The organism is Collinsella aerofaciens (assembly GCF_964283865.1).
In the GTDB taxonomy this organism is placed as follows: domain Bacteria; phylum Actinomycetota; class Coriobacteriia; order Coriobacteriales; family Coriobacteriaceae; genus Collinsella.
In genome coordinates this window covers 14,793-30,793 of the sequence record NZ_CAXYLS010000012.1, presented here as the reverse complement: position 1 = coordinate 30,793, position 16,001 = coordinate 14,793, and the positions used below count along the sequence as shown (strand labels likewise).

17 protein-coding genes are annotated in these 16,001 nt (G+C 59.7%); 6 read left to right on the top strand and 11 right to left on the bottom strand.

Features of this window, described 5'->3' with window-relative positions; all coding sequences use genetic code 11:
* Positions 1-32: 32 nt before the first annotated feature.
* Both pgi and ACRX4W_RS07160 read right to left on the bottom strand, forming a co-directional pair.
* Positions 33-1,727 (bottom strand): glucose-6-phosphate isomerase, encoded by a 1,695-nt coding sequence (gene pgi, locus ACRX4W_RS07165; RefSeq protein WP_349076431.1) that lies wholly within the window; start codon positions 1,725-1,727, stop codon positions 33-35.
* A gap of 199 nt (positions 1,728-1,926) precedes the next feature.
* Positions 1,927-2,430 (bottom strand): iron-containing alcohol dehydrogenase, encoded by a 504-nt coding sequence (locus tag ACRX4W_RS07160; protein WP_197032790.1) that lies wholly within the window; start codon positions 2,428-2,430, stop codon positions 1,927-1,929.
* A 258-nt stretch (positions 2,431-2,688) separates the two neighbouring features.
* Between ACRX4W_RS07160 and ACRX4W_RS07155 the strand changes: the two genes are divergently transcribed.
* The gene (locus ACRX4W_RS07155; protein ID WP_432299818.1) at positions 2,689-4,194 is read left to right on the top strand and encodes a Y-family DNA polymerase; all 1,506 of its coding nucleotides are present in this window, start codon (positions 2,689-2,691) and stop codon (positions 4,192-4,194) included.
* Positions 4,187-4,609 carry a hypothetical protein gene (locus ACRX4W_RS07150; protein WP_432299816.1) on the top strand — a complete coding sequence of 141 codons (423 nt, stop codon included), beginning with the start codon at positions 4,187-4,189 and terminating at the stop codon, positions 4,607-4,609. Before ACRX4W_RS07155 ends, ACRX4W_RS07150 begins: the two co-directional genes overlap by 8 nt.
* Before the next feature lie 26 nt (positions 4,610-4,635).
* Here the strand turns inward: ACRX4W_RS07150 and ACRX4W_RS07145 are convergent, their stop codons facing one another.
* On the bottom strand, positions 4,636-5,019 hold the full coding sequence (locus ACRX4W_RS07145) for a heavy-metal-associated domain-containing protein (protein ID WP_118226541.1): 384 nt from the start codon (positions 5,017-5,019) through the stop codon (positions 4,636-4,638).
* Positions 5,020-5,194: 175 nt separating this feature from the next.
* Between ACRX4W_RS07145 and ACRX4W_RS07140 the strand changes: the two genes are divergently transcribed.
* Positions 5,195-5,899 (top strand): DUF3793 family protein, encoded by a 705-nt coding sequence (locus ACRX4W_RS07140; protein WP_118226543.1) that lies wholly within the window; start codon positions 5,195-5,197, stop codon positions 5,897-5,899.
* Positions 5,900-5,945: 46 nt separating this feature from the next.
* Positions 5,946-6,365 carry a flavodoxin gene (locus ACRX4W_RS07135; RefSeq protein ID WP_118226545.1) on the top strand — a complete coding sequence of 140 codons (420 nt, stop codon included), beginning with the start codon at positions 5,946-5,948 and terminating at the stop codon, positions 6,363-6,365.
* Between the two features lie 116 nt (positions 6,366-6,481).
* Here ACRX4W_RS07135 and ACRX4W_RS07130 read toward each other — a convergent pair whose 3' ends face one another.
* The 6 genes from ACRX4W_RS07130 to ACRX4W_RS07105 form a co-directional block, all read right to left on the bottom strand.
* On the bottom strand, positions 6,482-7,234 hold the full coding sequence (locus ACRX4W_RS07130; protein WP_006234381.1) for an amino acid ABC transporter ATP-binding protein: 753 nt from the start codon (positions 7,232-7,234) through the stop codon (positions 6,482-6,484).
* 12 nt (positions 7,235-7,246) lie between these two features.
* Complete coding sequence (locus tag ACRX4W_RS07125; RefSeq protein ID WP_432299813.1) at positions 7,247-8,608, bottom strand: amino acid ABC transporter permease; 1,362 nt, start codon at positions 8,606-8,608, stop codon at positions 7,247-7,249.
* Between the two features lie 118 nt (positions 8,609-8,726).
* Positions 8,727-9,587, bottom strand: a complete 861-nt coding sequence (locus ACRX4W_RS07120) for an ABC transporter substrate-binding protein (RefSeq protein WP_432299811.1) — start codon at positions 9,585-9,587, stop codon at positions 8,727-8,729.
* 147 nt (positions 9,588-9,734) lie between these two features.
* Positions 9,735-10,601 (bottom strand): deoxyribonuclease IV, encoded by an 867-nt coding sequence (locus ACRX4W_RS07115; RefSeq protein ID WP_117758558.1) that lies wholly within the window; start codon positions 10,599-10,601, stop codon positions 9,735-9,737.
* A gap of 147 nt (positions 10,602-10,748) precedes the next feature.
* A complete protein-coding gene (locus ACRX4W_RS07110) occupies positions 10,749-11,768 on the bottom strand; it encodes a Gfo/Idh/MocA family protein (RefSeq protein WP_432299809.1) in 1,020 nt (339 codons plus the stop codon).
* A gap of 90 nt (positions 11,769-11,858) precedes the next feature.
* A complete protein-coding gene (locus ACRX4W_RS07105) occupies positions 11,859-13,049 on the bottom strand; it encodes an aldo/keto reductase (RefSeq protein WP_432299807.1) in 1,191 nt (396 codons plus the stop codon).
* 65 nt (positions 13,050-13,114) lie between these two features.
* Between ACRX4W_RS07105 and ACRX4W_RS07100 the strand changes: the two genes are divergently transcribed.
* Positions 13,115-13,411, top strand: coding sequence for a cyclase family protein (locus ACRX4W_RS07100; RefSeq protein ID WP_432299805.1), 297 nt, complete (start codon positions 13,115-13,117; stop codon positions 13,409-13,411).
* A 119-nt stretch (positions 13,412-13,530) separates the two neighbouring features.
* Positions 13,531-14,445 carry a ketopantoate reductase family protein gene (locus tag ACRX4W_RS07095; protein WP_432299803.1) on the top strand — a complete coding sequence of 305 codons (915 nt, stop codon included), beginning with the start codon at positions 13,531-13,533 and terminating at the stop codon, positions 14,443-14,445.
* A 108-nt stretch (positions 14,446-14,553) separates the two neighbouring features.
* Here ACRX4W_RS07095 and ACRX4W_RS07090 read toward each other — a convergent pair whose 3' ends face one another.
* On the bottom strand, positions 14,554-14,760 hold the full coding sequence (locus ACRX4W_RS07090; protein WP_432299802.1) for a hypothetical protein: 207 nt from the start codon (positions 14,758-14,760) through the stop codon (positions 14,554-14,556).
* Positions 14,761-14,953: 193 nt separating this feature from the next.
* Positions 14,954-15,730: a hypothetical protein gene (locus ACRX4W_RS07085; protein ID WP_432299800.1), complete on the bottom strand. Its 777-nt coding sequence runs from the start codon at positions 15,728-15,730 to the stop codon at positions 14,954-14,956.
* Positions 15,731-16,001: the final 271 nt, after the last annotated feature.

Genomic DNA, 16,001 nt, shown 5'->3' with positions numbered 1-16,001 from the left:
CTTTCAGCCATAAGCCAACTCAGCCGTAAAGACTACTTGCGATGAGCGCGATAGAACTCGATGAGCGCCTGGGTCGAAGCGTCCTGCTCGGCCTTGGCGGCGTCGTCGTGGAAGGCCGGGGTGATCTGCTTGGCAAGCTGCTTGCCCAGCTCGACGCCCCACTGGTCGTAGGAGTCGATGCCCCAGACCGTGCCCTCGACAAACGTGATGTGCTCGTACAGGGCGATGAGCTCGCCGAGTGCGAACGGGGTCAGCGTGTCGCCGAAGATCGAGGTCGTCGGACGGTTGCCCTCAAAGCAGCGGGCCGGGACGATCTGCTCGGGCGTGCCCTCGGCACGAACCTCGTCGGCCGTCTTACCAAAGGCGAGCGCCTTGGTCTGGGCCAGGAAGTTGCCCAGGAACAGCTCGTGGACGTCCTGGCCGCTGTCGGTTGCGGGGTTGGCAGTGTTGGCGAAAGCGATAAAGTCGGCCGGGACCACCACGGTGCCCTGGTGCAGCAGCTGGTAGAAGGCGTGCTGACCGTTGGTACCGGGCTCGCCCCAGAAGATCTCACCGGTATCGGAGGTCACAGCGCTGCCGTCCCAGCGGACGTGCTTGCCGTTGGACTCCATGGTGAGCTGTTGCAGGTAGGCCGGGAAGCGGTGCAGATACTGGCAGTACGGCAGCACGGCGTGGCTCTTGGAACCGAAGAAGTTGACGTACCAGACGTTGAGCAGGCCCATCAGCGCGACGGCGTTGTTCTCGAGCGGGGTGTTGCAGAAGTACTCGTCGATGGCGTGGAAGCCCTCAAGGAACTGCTGGAAGCGCTCGGGGCCGAGCACGACGATCAGCGACAGGCCCACGGCGGAGTCGACAGAGTAGCGGCCGCCGACCCAGTTCCAGAAACCAAAAGCGTTGGCGGGGTCGATGCCGAAGGCCTCGACCTTCTCGAGTGCGGTGGAAACGGCGACGAAGTGCTTGGCCACGGCCTCGGCGTTCTGCTCATCGGAGCCGTCGATGGCGCCCTGGGCCTTGAGCTGCTCGAGCATCCAGGTCTTGACCTCGCGGGCGTTGGTGAGGGTCTCGAGCGTGGTGAAGGTCTTGGAGACGATGATCACGAGCGTGGTCTCGGGATCCAGGCCCTTAAGCTTCTCGGCCTGGTCGTTGGGGTCGATGTTGGAGATATAGCGGCAGTCGATACCGGCGTCGGCATAGGGACGCAGAGCCTCGTAAGCCATGACCGGGCCCAGATCGGAGCCGCCGATGCCGATGGACACCAGGTGCTCGATCTTCTTGCCGGTAACGCCCTTCCACTCACCGGAGCGCACGCGCTCGGCGAAGGCATACATGCGGTCGAGGACCTCGTGCACGTCGGCGACGACATCCTGGCCGTCGACGATGAGCTGGCCCCTCTCGGTTGCGGGGCGGCGAAGCGCGGTGTGCAGGACGGCGCGGTCCTCGGTGGTGTTAATGTGCTCGCCGGAGAACATGGCGTCGCGGCGCTCCTCGAGCTTCACCTCGCGGGCAAGATCGCACAGCAGCTTGACGGTCTCATCGGTCACCAGGTTCTTCGACAGATCGAAGTGCAGGTCACCGGCGTCAAAGCTCAGCTTGTTCACGCGCTCGGCATCGGCAGCGAACCAGGCCTTGAGGTCGATACCATCGGCCTCGAGCTTCTCCTGATGAGCCTCGAGTGCCTTCCAAGCGGCAGTCGACGTAGCATCGATAGGTGCGGCAACAGTTGCCATAGAGTCCTCCTCAGCATACGGGCGCACGCCTCCATGCGCCCGGACATTCAGATGCCACTATTCTAGCGCAGGTCAAGACTACAATCAGCGAGCGTTGCCAATCGGCCCCCAAACGGCAACCGATCAAAAAGGGACAGGCTTATTTTGGCAGGTCAAACGCTTTACCAACCAAAAATAACCCGTCCTTTTATGGCAAATATTAGGCCGCGGCGCAGACGCTACCGAGTAACTCACGCAGAGGAGACCCGATGCCCTCCAGCAGTTCGGGCGCGATAATGGCAAAAACGGGAACCTCGCCGGTGCCCACGACAGCAGGCACCTTGCCCTCCGAGACAATGCATCCATAAGGCACAAAGCCGTCTTCGCCGGCATCGAGCGCCGCCATGCGACGCGCGAGCTCGCGCGCAAAGCCGGCAGTATCGGCATCGCCAATCGCCAGGACAAAGTCCACGCCTTCGTCGGTCGCCAGGGCTACGGCCTCATCGACCAAATCGTCTCCCCCATCGCCCCCGACCAAGCCGCAGCGAAAAAGCACGCGTTCGAGCAGAGCTCGATCAAGCGAGCCGAGCGCCGCCGAGACGAGCTCATCGTGCGTATGTTTGTCACCGCCCAACACGACCAGCGCCTTGGTGCCACCATAGTGAGCGACCAATCGTCCGCACCAGCGAGCCACGTCTCCATCCGCAACAAGGCGCGTCGGCATACCAAACCCATAATTGACCATCTTTTCCACAACCCTTCCGTGCGTATAGGCGGTATCAATCGTTAGGCTCATGCTACGAAGCGAGGTTTTCCGAGCTGTTTCGCACTCTTTAGAGCTGCGTTAAAACCCGATCAAACCGCACGACCATACCTACCAAAACAAACCAGTCCCTTTTTGACAGGTTTTGACGACGTCCGGACGAGCGGGTATTATCGAACAGGTATTCGATAAGAACATGTGTTTGATGAAAGGACACGGATGGCGCACGAGCAGCACACCTATATCTGCATCGACCTCAAGACGTTTTATGCCAGCGTCGAGTGCGTCGACCGTGGGCTCGATCCGCTCACCACCAACCTGGTCGTTGCCGACGAATCGCGCGGGCGCACGACCATCTGCCTCGCCATCACGCAGGCCATGAAGGACTTAGGGATTCACAATCGCTGCCGCCTATTCGAGATTCCCGATGGCATCGACTACATCACGGCCGTACCGCGCATGCAGCACTATATGGAGGTGTCGGCGCAAATCTACGGCATCTATCTGGAATACGTAAGTCCGCAAGACATTCACGTCTATTCAATCGATGAATGCTTTATCGACGTGACGCCCTATCTGGACCTCTATCACACAGATGCGGAAGGGTTCGCCTGCACGCTGCGCGACGAGGTCCTCGCGCGCACCGGCATCACGGCGACGGTCGGCATCGGCCCCAACCTATTCCAGGCCAAGGTAGCGCTCGACATTACCGCCAAGCACGTACCCAGCCGTATCGGCATACTCGACGACGAGACCTTTCGCAAGGAGATCTGGCCCCATCGTCCCATCACCGATATCTGGGGCATCGGTCCCGGCGTGGCAGCCCGCCTCGAGAAATACGGCGTCTACGATCTGATGGGCGTCGCGGCGCTCGACGAAAACCTGCTTTACGACGAGCTCGGCGTCAATGCCGAATATCTCATCGACCACGCCTTCGGGCGCGAGCCGACAACCATCGCCGATATCCAAGCGTATCGCCCGCAGGCAACCTCAACCACCACAGGACAGGTGCTCTCGAAGGGCTATGCCTACGAGCAGGCCTACACCGTCTTGCGCGAGATGGTCGACAACGCCGTGCTGGACTTGGTCGATAAGCACGTGGTGTGTGACAGCATCTCGCTCTTCGTGGGCTACGCGAGCGAGCGAGCCGACATACGCCGGCTCGACGCCAGCGGCACGGCGCAATATGTAGACGGATGCGGACACCTGCGCTCGAGCACGTCAAGTATCGAGCCTACTGCGACCGCCGGCCCCGAACTCGCGCCCCGTGCGCCCAAGCCCGTCCAGCGCGATGACGAACGGCGCCGCCTGGTGCGCGAAGCGCAGGCAATCGATGGCATCTTTGTGGGAGGACACGGCGGCAAACCGCGCGGTGGCTATGCCGCACTCTTCGCGCACTCCAACGCCTCGCGAAAGCTGCCCGAGCGCACCAATTCGTTTAAGAAGATCATGAGCTATTTCGATGAGCTCTGGGCGCAGACTGTCGACCCCAAACGACCGGTCAAGCGCATCAACCTGGGCTTTGGCAATCTTATGCCCGAGGAATTCGCTACCGTCGATCTGTTCAGCGATGTCGAGGCCGATGAGCGCGAACGCGATCTGGCGCGCGCCGTGCTGGCCGTAAAAGGCAAGTATGGCAAGAACGCCCTGGTCAAAGGACTAAGCTTTACCGCCGGCGCCACCGCACGCGAACGCAACGATCAGGTAGGAGGACATCGTGCCTAAACCCAAGCAACCCATGCGCCCGCCCACCGCCTTTGAACGATTGGCGGACCCCGAGGGAAGACGTCGCTCCGCCGACCCCAAGCTCACCGCTAACGGCGCCGTTCGCGCCGGCCGTGCCGCGCAGTTTATGCCCTTTGCCGCCCTCACGGGATACTACGAGCTCGTACGCAAGCAAGAAATCACTGTCGAGCCCAAATGCGAACTCACGGAAGAAAAAGCCCTCGAGCTTTCAAAAAAACTCGAGGGCCTCAAGCGCGGAGACCTGCTCCGCGTGACCTATTACGATACGTACGGCTATCGCTCCCGCACCGGCATCCTCGACGAGGCACTCCCTGCCTTCAAGCTCCTCAAGCTCAAAGACATCGCCATCGATTTCGATGACATTCTAGACATCAAACTGCGCGGACGAGCCTAGACAAGGAAATGCATCCAAGGCGGCGCTTACAGCGTCATGACGTAGTAACCCGCGTCCTTCACGGCCGCCACGAGAGCACCGCGATCGATCGGCTGCTTAGAGCGCACGCGTGCCGTGTGGTCCGCATACGTCACCGTTGCCCACACGCCATCCAGTGCATTGAGGGCATTGGCCACATTCTGAGCGCAGCCATCGCAGCTCATACCGCCGATGAGCAGCTCATCGCTATAGGGGTAGTGGGACAGATCGGTATCCGCAACCACTACCTTCTTGGCCTTCTTACCGCTCGCGCCATCGCTGCAACAACTCTTCCCGTGTGTCGAAGCGGCAATGCGACGCAGTCCAAAAAACATGCCGACGGCAATGACGGCCAGCACGATGAGATTCGCAGGGTTGAGCAAGTCACTCATGCGTTCCCCTTTCAAGTAGCCCTATCTAGATACCCCCATGGGGTGTCCCCATCTTAACCCAAAACCATGTCCGTTCGATCAATTAGTTTCCCTTTTCTTACTTTTTAGTTGACCTAGGCTTACTTTCGTGTATAAGTTTTCCTAGGTTAACAAGTGAGGACTCGAAAGGAGCGACGTGACTCGGACCATTGATATCCCGACGTTTCAGGCGGCACTCGTGCGCAACTGCTCCCCCACGCTCGCGGGCATCAAGCCCGCTTCGCTCTTTACCTATCCCGGCGTCTACGCCCGTCAAGATGGCTCGAGCGCAACCGCGGCAATCGAAGATCGTCGAACGCGTCTGCTCAACGTTATCGCTCAGTGCAATCACGAGCTCGATCCGCTCGGCATCCACTTGAGCGTTTTGGTCTGGCGACCTTGTGGGGCGCTCGTCTACGCATACTGCCCCGCGGACCTCATGCACTACCTATCCGACCCCCGAGCCGCAAGCGCGCTCGCCGCCGAAGGCTACGATATCCGCGACCTGCTCTCATCCCTCGTGCATCTCGCCGCGCGTATCACGCAGGCCAGCAGCAATGCCGCAGAAAGCGCTTATGGCGACAGCCTTTGCGCACTCGCCCAAGATAGGCCTTGCGATAAGGGTTGCACCTGCGAGTTCCCCCACGAAATTGGCTACTTTTTGGGCTATCCCTACGAAGACGTGCATCAGTTTATCGTCCAGCATGGCGAAAACTACAAGGTCTTTGGCGCCTGGAAGGTCTACACGAATGTCGAGCAGGCGCTCACGACCTTCGACTCCTATCGCGCCTGCACGCAATACCTCACCTATGTCTATCAGCAGGGCTACAGCCTGGCACAACTTGCCCAGGCAACCCGATAGAACGTATAAACCGCGGCCGCGTGCCGCACAACCGAAAGGACTCAACATGAGCAAGATTGCCGTCGTCTATTGGAGCGGTACGGGTAACACCGAAGCCATGGCCAACTTCGTCGCCGAGGGCGCGACGTCAGCCGGAGCCGAGGCAGAGGCTATCTCCTGCGCCGACTTCTCCGCCGACAAGGCCGCCGAATATGATGCCTTCGCCTTCGGCTGCCCCGCCATGGGCTCCGAGGAGCTTGAGTATGACGAGTTTCAGCCTATGTGGGATGAGGTCAAGGAGACCCTCGGCGACAAGAAGGTCGTCCTCTTTGGCTCCTATTCGTGGGCCGAGGGCGAGTGGATGGACAACTGGAAGGCCGACGCCGACGAGGCCGGCGTCAACGTCGTGGACTCCGTCATTTGCTACGATGCGCCCGACGATGAGGGCGAGGCGGCCTGCAAGGCCCTCGGAGCCGAGCTGGCCTAGCAGCGCCACGCGCCTCATCGAATCGGGCCCATCTCAAAACACGACTGCACCCTACAAAAGCGGAGGCTGGAATCAATCCAGCCCCCGCTTTCCGTAAGGATAGCTTTGCAAAGCGGCTACGAGATATTGCCCAAGAACGCCTTGGTGCGCTCGCTCTTGGGGTGGTCGAAGACCTCGCTCGGCGTACCCTCTTCCACAATGACGCCGCCGTCCATAAAGACGACGCGGTCGGCGACATCGCGGGCAAAGCCCATCTCGTGCGTCACGACGATCATGGTCATACCGTCGTGCGCCAGGTCGCGCATGACGCCCAGAACGTCGCGCACGAGCTCAGGGTCGAGCGCCGAGGTGGCCTCGTCAAAGAGCATCACGTGCGGGTTCATCGACAGGGCGCGGGCGATGGCCACGCGCTGCTGCTGGCCGCCCGAGAGCTGGCTCGGCATAAAGTCGATGCGCTCGGCCAGGCCGACCTTGGTCAGCTCCTCGACGGCGATCTTCTCGGCCTCTTCCTTGCTGCGCTTGAGCACCTTTTGCTGCGCAAGCATGACGTTCTTTTTGACCGACAGGTGCGGGAACAGGTTGAACTGCTGAAACACCATGCCCAGGTGCGTGCGCACTTTGTTGAGGTCGACGCCCTTGGCACACACATCCACGCCCTCGACGACAATCGAGCCGCTCGTGGGATGCTCCAGGCGATTGATGCAGCGAAGCATCGTCGACTTGCCCGAGCCTGAGGGGCCCAAGACTACAACGACCTCACCCTTGTGCACATCCAGATCGATATCGCGCAGGACCACGTTGTCCCCAAAGGCCTTCTGGAGGTTCTTGATGCTGACGACGACCTCGTTCGAGTTATTGGTTTCGCTCATGATAGGACCTCCTTACAGACCGGCGATGTGATCGGCGGGCGTCGCGACAACCTGTCCGGCGCTCTTGGCGGGACGCTTCTTCTTGGTCTCGGCCGTGCCCAAAAGCCTCGCCTCAAGACCGCTCACCAAGCGAGCGAGCGGCAGGGTGATGACCAGATAGAACAGGGCGGCAACCACGTACGGTGTAATGGAGCCCGTCGTGGCCACGATGGTACGGGCGTTCATGACGATCTCGACCACACCCACGGCGGCAAGCAGCGACGTATCCTTGTAAAGCAAGATAAACTCGCTGGTCAGCGTAGGCAAAACATTACGGAACGTCTGCGGAATCATGACATAGAGCAGCGTCTGGAACGCGTTCATGCCCAGCGAACGCGCAGCCTCGTTTTGGCCCTTGGGGATCGATTGAATACCGGCACGGAAGATCTCGCATAGGTACGCAGACGAGTTCATGGCCATGACGATAACGCCAAGCACGTAGTCATCAACCTTGACGCCGGCCAACGGCAGACCGAAGAACGCGATATAGATCTGCAGGAACGCCGGCGTACCGCGGATGATATTCACATAGATGCCGGCGAGGCAGCGCAGGATGCGCGACTTGGAGATGCGCATGAGCGACAAGGCAAAGCCAAAGGGAATTGCCAGCGGAAACGCCACAAGCACGATCGAGAGCGACATAAGGAAGCCCTTAAAGACGATCGGCAGGCTTTGGACCAAAATGACTGGGTTTAAGAACAGGCGCAGGAACATATTGGAGTTCCAGGCCTCGACCCACGGCTGCTCCTTAAGATCGGCCAGGAAGTTATCGAATGCCGTCACGCCCTTGATCTCCACCGACGGAATCTTGGAGATCTTCTTGGTCGAGCCATCGGCCAAAGTGCAGGTGCCGCTAAAGGCCTCATCGCCGCCCTCGACGGGGAAGGTCACGCCGTAAACCTCGACACGGAAAAAGCCGCCGGCAGGCGCCGTCTCGCCAAAGTCGATCTTGAGCGTCTGGCCGTCAGCCTTGCACGTGGGCTTCATGGGCGTACGATCCATGAGGTCCTCGCCCGAGAGCATCGTCAATCGCGTGTCATCGGTACCAAACGTCGTGCCGTCGACAAACGTCAGCGAAAGACCGCTCAGCTCCTCGTCGGCATCGGCCTGGACCTCCCAGGTAATGCGCGTCTCGGTACCGCCGACCACAGCGCTGCCCGAACCAGTGTTGGGTCGGGCGGTAATCTTTGCGGTCTCAAGCGCCTGGGCGGTCGTGGGCGCATATGCCCCTGCGCACACCAGCGCGAGCGCCACGGCCATGGCGCAGGCTAGCTTTTGGAGCAAGGCGGGCAGTGGAAAACGCTGCTCCACGGCCCCTTTGTTCAGTCGAGACAAGGTGGCTCCTATCGTAGAAGTTGCCGGCAAAACGAGACGGAAATACTCTCCGTCAAGAGAAGCGCAAAGGCCCTCTCCGCCAAAACGGAAAGGGCCCGCGAGCAATCAAGTAGCTATTTTACTTGATGTTGTACTTAGCCATGAGGGCGTCAATGGTACCGTCGTCGGTCAGGTCCTTGATGGCCTGGTTGATGTCTTCCTTGAGCTTGGTGTTACCCTGGTTGATGGCGATGGCGTACTCCTCGCCGGTGCTGATCTGCTTAATGGTCCGGCAGGTGTTGAACTGCTCGGCGGTCAGCTGGCTGGCAACGGAGCGGTTGGTGACTACGGCGTCGCCCTTATCGGACTGCAGGGCGCTGAAGCACTCGGTAGCGTCCTTGTAGGGGACGATCTTGGCCTTGGGGAAGTTCTCCTGGGCAAAAGACTCGGCGGTCGAGCCAGACTGAACGATGATGGTAGCGTCGGCGTTGTTGAGCTTCTCGCTGTAGTTGTCGGCCGTGATGTCGGTGTTATCGACCTTGGTCACGATAGCCTGATCGTCCATGTAGTAGGAATCGGAGAAAGTGACTTCCTTCTCACGCTCGGGCGTGTCGGTGATAGCCGCGATGGAGACGTCGTACTTGGCGCCCGAAGCGACACCCGGAACCAGCGTGTCAAAGTCATTGTTGACGTACTCGACATCCAGGCCCAGCTTGTCACCGATAGCCTTGATGAGCTCAAGGTCAAAGCCCTGGTAGTCGCCGTTGTCATCCTTGTACTCAAACGGCGCGTACTCGGCAGAGGTGCCGACGGTCAGCGTGCCGTCCTTGACGAGCGCGTACTCCTTGGAGCCGTCGACCTTCTCGACCTTAGCGTCGTCAGAGCTGCTGGAACCGGCATCAGAACCAGAGGTGGCGTTGGACGAACCGCAGCCCGTCAGAGCAAGGGCGAGCGCCATAGCACCCGTGGCGGCAAATGCGCCAAGCTTCTTGAGCTTCATAATCAGTCTCCTTCCAGTGACCCCATTTGATTCAGAGGTCTGCAAAAACTGTTGGTTATTATGCACCTGTAAGTGCGAATCTGCAATTAGAAAACTGATTGAAACAATCACATAACGTGAATGGAACACTCCACTTTGTGACAGTCGTTACTGCTGTAACGACCTTAAAAGTTTGATTTCAGCTGCATAACCTGCAAGTTCGTTCGGCGTCTCCAAAATGAACGGCAATGCACGCAAACGGCTATTCGATACAATAATCTGCATAACCTGCATACCACCGCCAAACTCCTCGCTGCCAAGGTATCCCTTGCCGATGCACTCGTGACGATCTTTATGGGCACCACAGGGGTTCTTCGAATCGTTGATGTGTACGGCACGCAAGCGGTCGATACCCACCACGCGGTCGAACTCGTCGAGTACGCCGTCCAGATCATGGATGATGTCGTAGCCGGCATCGCTCACATGGCAGGTGTCCAGACACACGCCCAGCTTGTCCGATAGCTCTGGACGCCTGGCGGCAGCACCCTCGATAATGCGCGCCAGCTCTTCAAAGCTACGGCCCACCTCGGTACCCTTGCCCGCCATGGTCTCGAGCAGCACCGTCGTCTGCTGTCCCCCAAACATCACCTGACACAAGGTGTCGACGATCATCTGAATGCCGGCATCAGTCCCCTGCCCCACATGCGCGCCGGGGTGGAAGTTGTAGTAGTTGCCGGGCAGCGCTTCCAGACGCTGCAAGTCCTCGGCCATGGCCTCCAAGGCAAACTCGCGCGCCCGCTCTTTAGCCGAACAGGGGTTATAGGTATACGGGGCATGAGCCACAAGCGGGCCAAAATCGTTTTGCTCCATAAGCTCGCGCAGGGCCGCCACATCATCCATGTCAAGGTCTTTTGCCTTGCCACCGCGCGGGTTGCGCGTAAAGAACGCAAAGGTATTGGCACCAATGGACAACGCCGTCTCCCCCATTGCCCGATAGCCCTTCGTCGTCGAAAGATGACACCCGATCGTCAGCATCTCCAGCTCCCCCTCATCAGTTGCGGTGAAATACGGTCTATTGGTGCCTTATTTTGGCGCAAACAGACCGTATTCCACCGCGAGATATAAAAGGGGCATCAGGGGCACGGTCCGCCGAGCCCCCCCCTTGAGCAGCAGCACCGCAGCCTAGAGCGTCAAGCAAATCGCATCGATGATCTGCGCGCAGCGCTGTGTGGCGGCAAGGGGCATGACGGGACTCTCGAGTTTCCCCGCCCGGATGAGCTGAGTCGCATGCGAAGCTTCGCCGTAAAAATCATCGACCTCAAATGGGGCGTCGATTTCGAGCACTCGACCGTCGGAGTACTTCACATGGGCGAGCTCGGGGCGATGGAGGCGCTCGATTTCCAACGAACCCCGTTCGCAGGCAATCGTTAAGCGGCTTTCATATGCTGCTTTGCCGTCGCACACCATATGAATGGGTATACCGCCGACACTCATATGAATCTCATCGGCCCAATCCACGCGGCCGCCCGATACGTCACGCCAGCGAACTTCACGAGACGAAACATCGCACGCACCCGCAAGCAAATCCTCAAACCACCCGACCGCATAGCAGCCCATGTCATATAGACAGCCGCCCTGCAACGGATCGAGCAGATAACTCGAAGGGAACTCACCATAATCGAGTTTTTGCACGCTTTCGATCGAGACGATACAGCCGAGCTCGCCCGACGCAAGCAAGTCCTCCACGCGAGTGCGCATCGGGCAAAACCGATTCTTCATCGCCTCCATAAACAGCACGCCGCACTCGCGAGAGGCGGAGGCAATCGAGAGAGCCTCTTCCTCACTCAAAACGGCCGGCTTTTCGCACAGCACGGCCTTTCCGGCGCGCAGCGCGCGACAGGCCCAACGCGTATGCATACCATGCGGAAGAGCCAAGTAGATTGCGTCGACATCGGGGTCGGCAATCAGCGCATCATAAGCCGCATCGCCGCCATCGTCAGCCGTGACATAACTGTGCGCAGCATCGATCGAAAACGCTCGACAAAATTCCTCGACATGTGCAGGAGTGCGGCCGGCCGCAGCCACCAGCCGTGCCCCGTCGACCTTCTTGAGCGACGATGCAAATCGATGCGAAATGTGCCCAGCGCCCAAAACGCCCCAACGAACCTCACGCAAATCATCACATGAATCCCGATAGCCCACGACAGCCCCCTTCAGTTGCGACGAAATAGTTCCTGCTATCGCCCTATTCTGCCGCAAACAGGAACTATTCCATCACAAGATATAAAAGGGTCATGAGGAGCGAGTTTTGCTGAAGACTTTAAGCGCGGCCGTTACGGGGCCAGGCTGGAAACGTCGGCGCGCGTCGTCGAGACGCTCGGGGATATCGATGTGTTGCGGGCAGTGACGCGCACATTTGCCGCACTTGACGCAATTGCTCACGAGCTTGGGCTCGCTCGTGCGCACCGCGCTCGCCGTAAAGTATTGCGACAGCCCCGTAAACCAGCTGTGCGCATAGCTCGCGTTGTAAGCGGCAAAGCAGCCGGGAATGTTAATACCCTTGGGACATGGCATGCAGTAGCCGCATCCCGTGCAGGGCACGCGATTCGATTTTTCAAACTCCGCCAGCACGCGTGCGATGGTATCGAGCTGAGCGGCTGTCATCGAATCCGGCAGGGCCCGATCGGCCAGCACCGCGTTCTCGTCCACCTGCGCGGTATCGGTCATGCCCGAAAGCAGCATCGTGACTTGAGGATGGTTCCACACCCACGAAAGACCCCAGGCGACAAGAGTGCGCAAATGCGGGTCGCGGGCACTATCGAGCACAGCGCGGGCCCGTGGCGGCAGCTTGCCCGCCAAACGCCCGCCCAGCAGCGGCTCCATCACAAACACCGCGAGCCCGCGCTCCGCAGCCGCCATGAGTCCTGCTGTTCCCGCCTGATATCGCTCTCCAGCGTAATTGTACTGGATCTGGCAAAAGTCCCACTCATATGCATCGAGCATCGTCATGAAATCCGCCGCGCTGCCGTGGTACGAAAAACCAATCTGGCGAATGCGCCCCGCCGCCTTTTGACGCGCAATCCAGTCCTCGATGCCCAACGCCACCACACGTTCCCACTGGGCGGGCGAGGTAATGTTGTGCATGAGGTAATAGTCGATACGGTCGGTCCGCAGGCGACGCAGCTGCTCGTCGAAGAACCGATCGAAATCCTCCGCGCATTTGCACGAAGCATGCGGCAGCTTGGTTGCGAGCAAAACCTGGTCGCGCAAGCCCAGGCGCTCAAGCGACGCCCCCACGCACGCCTCGTTGCCGGGATAGAGATAGGCCGTGTCCAGGTAGTTAATCCCCTGCTCCACCGCACGGGAGATGATGGCGTCGGCAGTCTTCGCATCCGGGCGTCCCGGCGCACCGGGAAACCTCATGCAGCCCAGCCCCAACGCCGAGATACGGTTGCCGCTTTTGGGGTCAACGCGGTATTGCACGGCCCCTCCCTTCGCCATCAGCGCCCCGGCAAGGCGAAACACAATGGTCACGCAGCCGAAACATCGTGGAATCGCAATCGAGAACGTATCGTAACGCAGCAGAAATCGAGCTGTCACGGCACCGCATTAACATCAGCAAAAAGCCCGCAGATACCGATTCGACGACCATCACCACGCGCGAGGACGCCTACCCCTATCCCGGCGAGCAATACATCCTCTCGGCCGACCGCTATCAGATCGAGGTCATGGACCATCTGAACGAGCTTCCCGCCACAGGCGCCGTCATCTTCTGCACCTTCCCTAAGGTCCGTGATGGTGTCGGATACCCCGCGCGTGTCTTTGCGGTCTGCCCCGCAGCGTAACGTCCAGGCAAACGTTTCTTTTTTATAACAGCCGCCCCGCGCACCCACCAATCACCCCGGCAGCATACAATCCATCAGGCGCCTTACGCGGGCGCCTTTTATATGGGGAGATGATTCACATGCAGATCAACAAGGTCGCCTTTATCGGCAAGGGCGGCGTCGGCCTGCTCTACGGCAGCATGATTGCCAAGGCCCTCGGCAATGACGCCGTCGAATACGTTATGGATGATGCCCGTTTTGAGCGTCACGCGGGCGATGCGCTCACCGCCAACGGAAAGCCTTGCGGTCTCACGTCCGTCCGCGCCAGCGAGGCAGCGCCCGCCGATCTGGTCATCCTGACGGTCAAGACCACCGGTCTCGACCAAGCACTCAAGACTATGGAGCGCGTCGTGGGACCCAACACGCTCATCGCCTCGCTGTGCAACGGCATTACGAGCGAACAAAAGATTGCCGAACGCTTTGGCTGGCAGCATACCGTTCTTGGTATCTGCCAGGGCATGGACGCCGTGTTTCTCAATGGCGCGCTCACCTTTACCAATGCGGGCGAGATCCGCTTTGGTGCAGCCGCCGGCACCGACCCCGCGACCGTCGCCGCTATCGACGGGCTCTACACGCGCTGCGGCATCGCCCATACCGTCGAGCGCGACATTGCGCACCGCATGTGGGCCAAACTCATGCTCAACGACGGCATCAACCAGACCTGCATGGCCTACGGCGGGACCTACGGAAGCGCCACGGAGCCGGGCTCCGAGCAGCGCCGCTGCTTTGTTTCCGCCATGCGCGAAACGCTTGCGGTCGCCAACGCCGAGGGCATTGAGCTGACCGAGGCAGACCTAACGCAGATGGTGCACCTCATCGAGGGGCTCGACCCCGCCGGCATGCCCTCGATGGCTCAAGACCGCGTCGCAAGGCGCAAAACCGAGGTTGATGAGTTTGCGGGCACCATCTGCCGCCTCGCGGCCAAGCACGGTATCCAAGTGCCGCAAAACGAATGGCTCTATTCGCGCATCCGCGAAATCGAGGCCAGCTGGTAGCGCTCGACGCACCGCAGCCAACAGCCTCAAGAGCAAAGCCGCCGCAAGGGGCACTCCCCTTGCGGCGGCTTCTTTCTTCATCTATGACCAAAACCAGTTTCGCAACCGCTAGCGCCGCGCCTGCGGCATCTCGTCCTCGTCATCGCGGCAAAGGGTCACGCCCGCGCTTCCCAGCAGCGCGGCCGCGATCAACACGCCAACCACGATAGAGGCAGCCCCACAAGACCCCTGCATACCCGCGACGAGCGCGGCCGTAGGACCAAGACAACCAAGCGCCAATGCAACGGCGGCAACGGCGATATCTCGAGCGTTCACAAGACCACTTCCTCCACGAGAAAGACCTTATTTCTCATGAACTAGTGTGCCCCGCGCCCATATGCGCGGCGTACTGCCACGGTAAGCGCTCTGTTAACTCAAGCACGCACAAAAAACGGACGCCCCTACGTTGTGCCCAAAAGCCCAGTAAAGACGCCCGCTCATCATGTGCCTATTTTGCTCTGATGGCAGATTACCAACCGGTGTAGTAGTCGGTGGTTCCGGCAGCGCAGCCGGAGTCATAGACCTTGCACTCACCCTTGGATCCGGTAAACGTGGAGCCTTGGGCCTTATCGCCCGCGGCAACGACGTAATAGCCGTCGGAATCGCGCCAGAAGCCCTCAGAATCCTGAGTCCATTCGCCCGTGCGATAGTGATAAAGCACATTGCTGCTGTAATAGGTCTCGCGGCGACCGTTATAGCTATTGACGCCGCTCGAGCGCGTCAGGCCCGAACCGTTCGCGTAATACGCAGCAGACGCGTAAGACGAGCCGGAGCCGGCGTTGTAATACGAAGCCTGAACGGTCTCAGCGGCCTCGGCTTCGGCTGCGGCAGCCTCGAGCGCCTCGCGCTTGGCATCCTCAAGCGTGGAGCGAAGCTCGTCGAGCTCGGTCGACTTGGCGTCGACCTCCCCCATCGTCAACAGGCTACCTGCACCGTCGATGCAACCCTGCAGCACAGCGCGCTCGTCATCGGTGGCATAGTCACCGTACATGTTCATGATGATCTGAGCGCGCATCTCAAGGGAATCGCGCTTGGCCTCCATCGAGGCGTTCCACTCCTGCATGGAACCATAACCATCGCCGCGATAGTCAACGGGCTGCACCAGCGTCGTCTCGGACGGAGTAGATCCAACCGTATCGGACAGTGTTGCGGCGTGGGCATCAGTTGCACCGGCGCCCGCCAAAAGTGCCACGGTCAGAGCGACGGAAAGGGCGGCGGTTTTCGGTTTTCGTGAATCAATCCTCATGTAGCTGGAAACCTCCGTAGTGCGTTTTTGCTGCGTTTGAGCTGCGTGTGATTCGATCGCGCTGCATAGTACCCCGAGCAAATCGCGACCTGCGGTTTTACTTAAAAGGCGCACGTCAATTGCGTAAAACTCACATCCTCTCAACAGGAGTTTTCCACAACTCGAATGCATAAAGCGTGTCAAAAACCCTGTTTTTGCACCCTCTCTATGCAAATAAGGCGCCTGTGCAACCATTGTTCGCACAGGCGCCTTGAGCAGGCATTTTATGCAG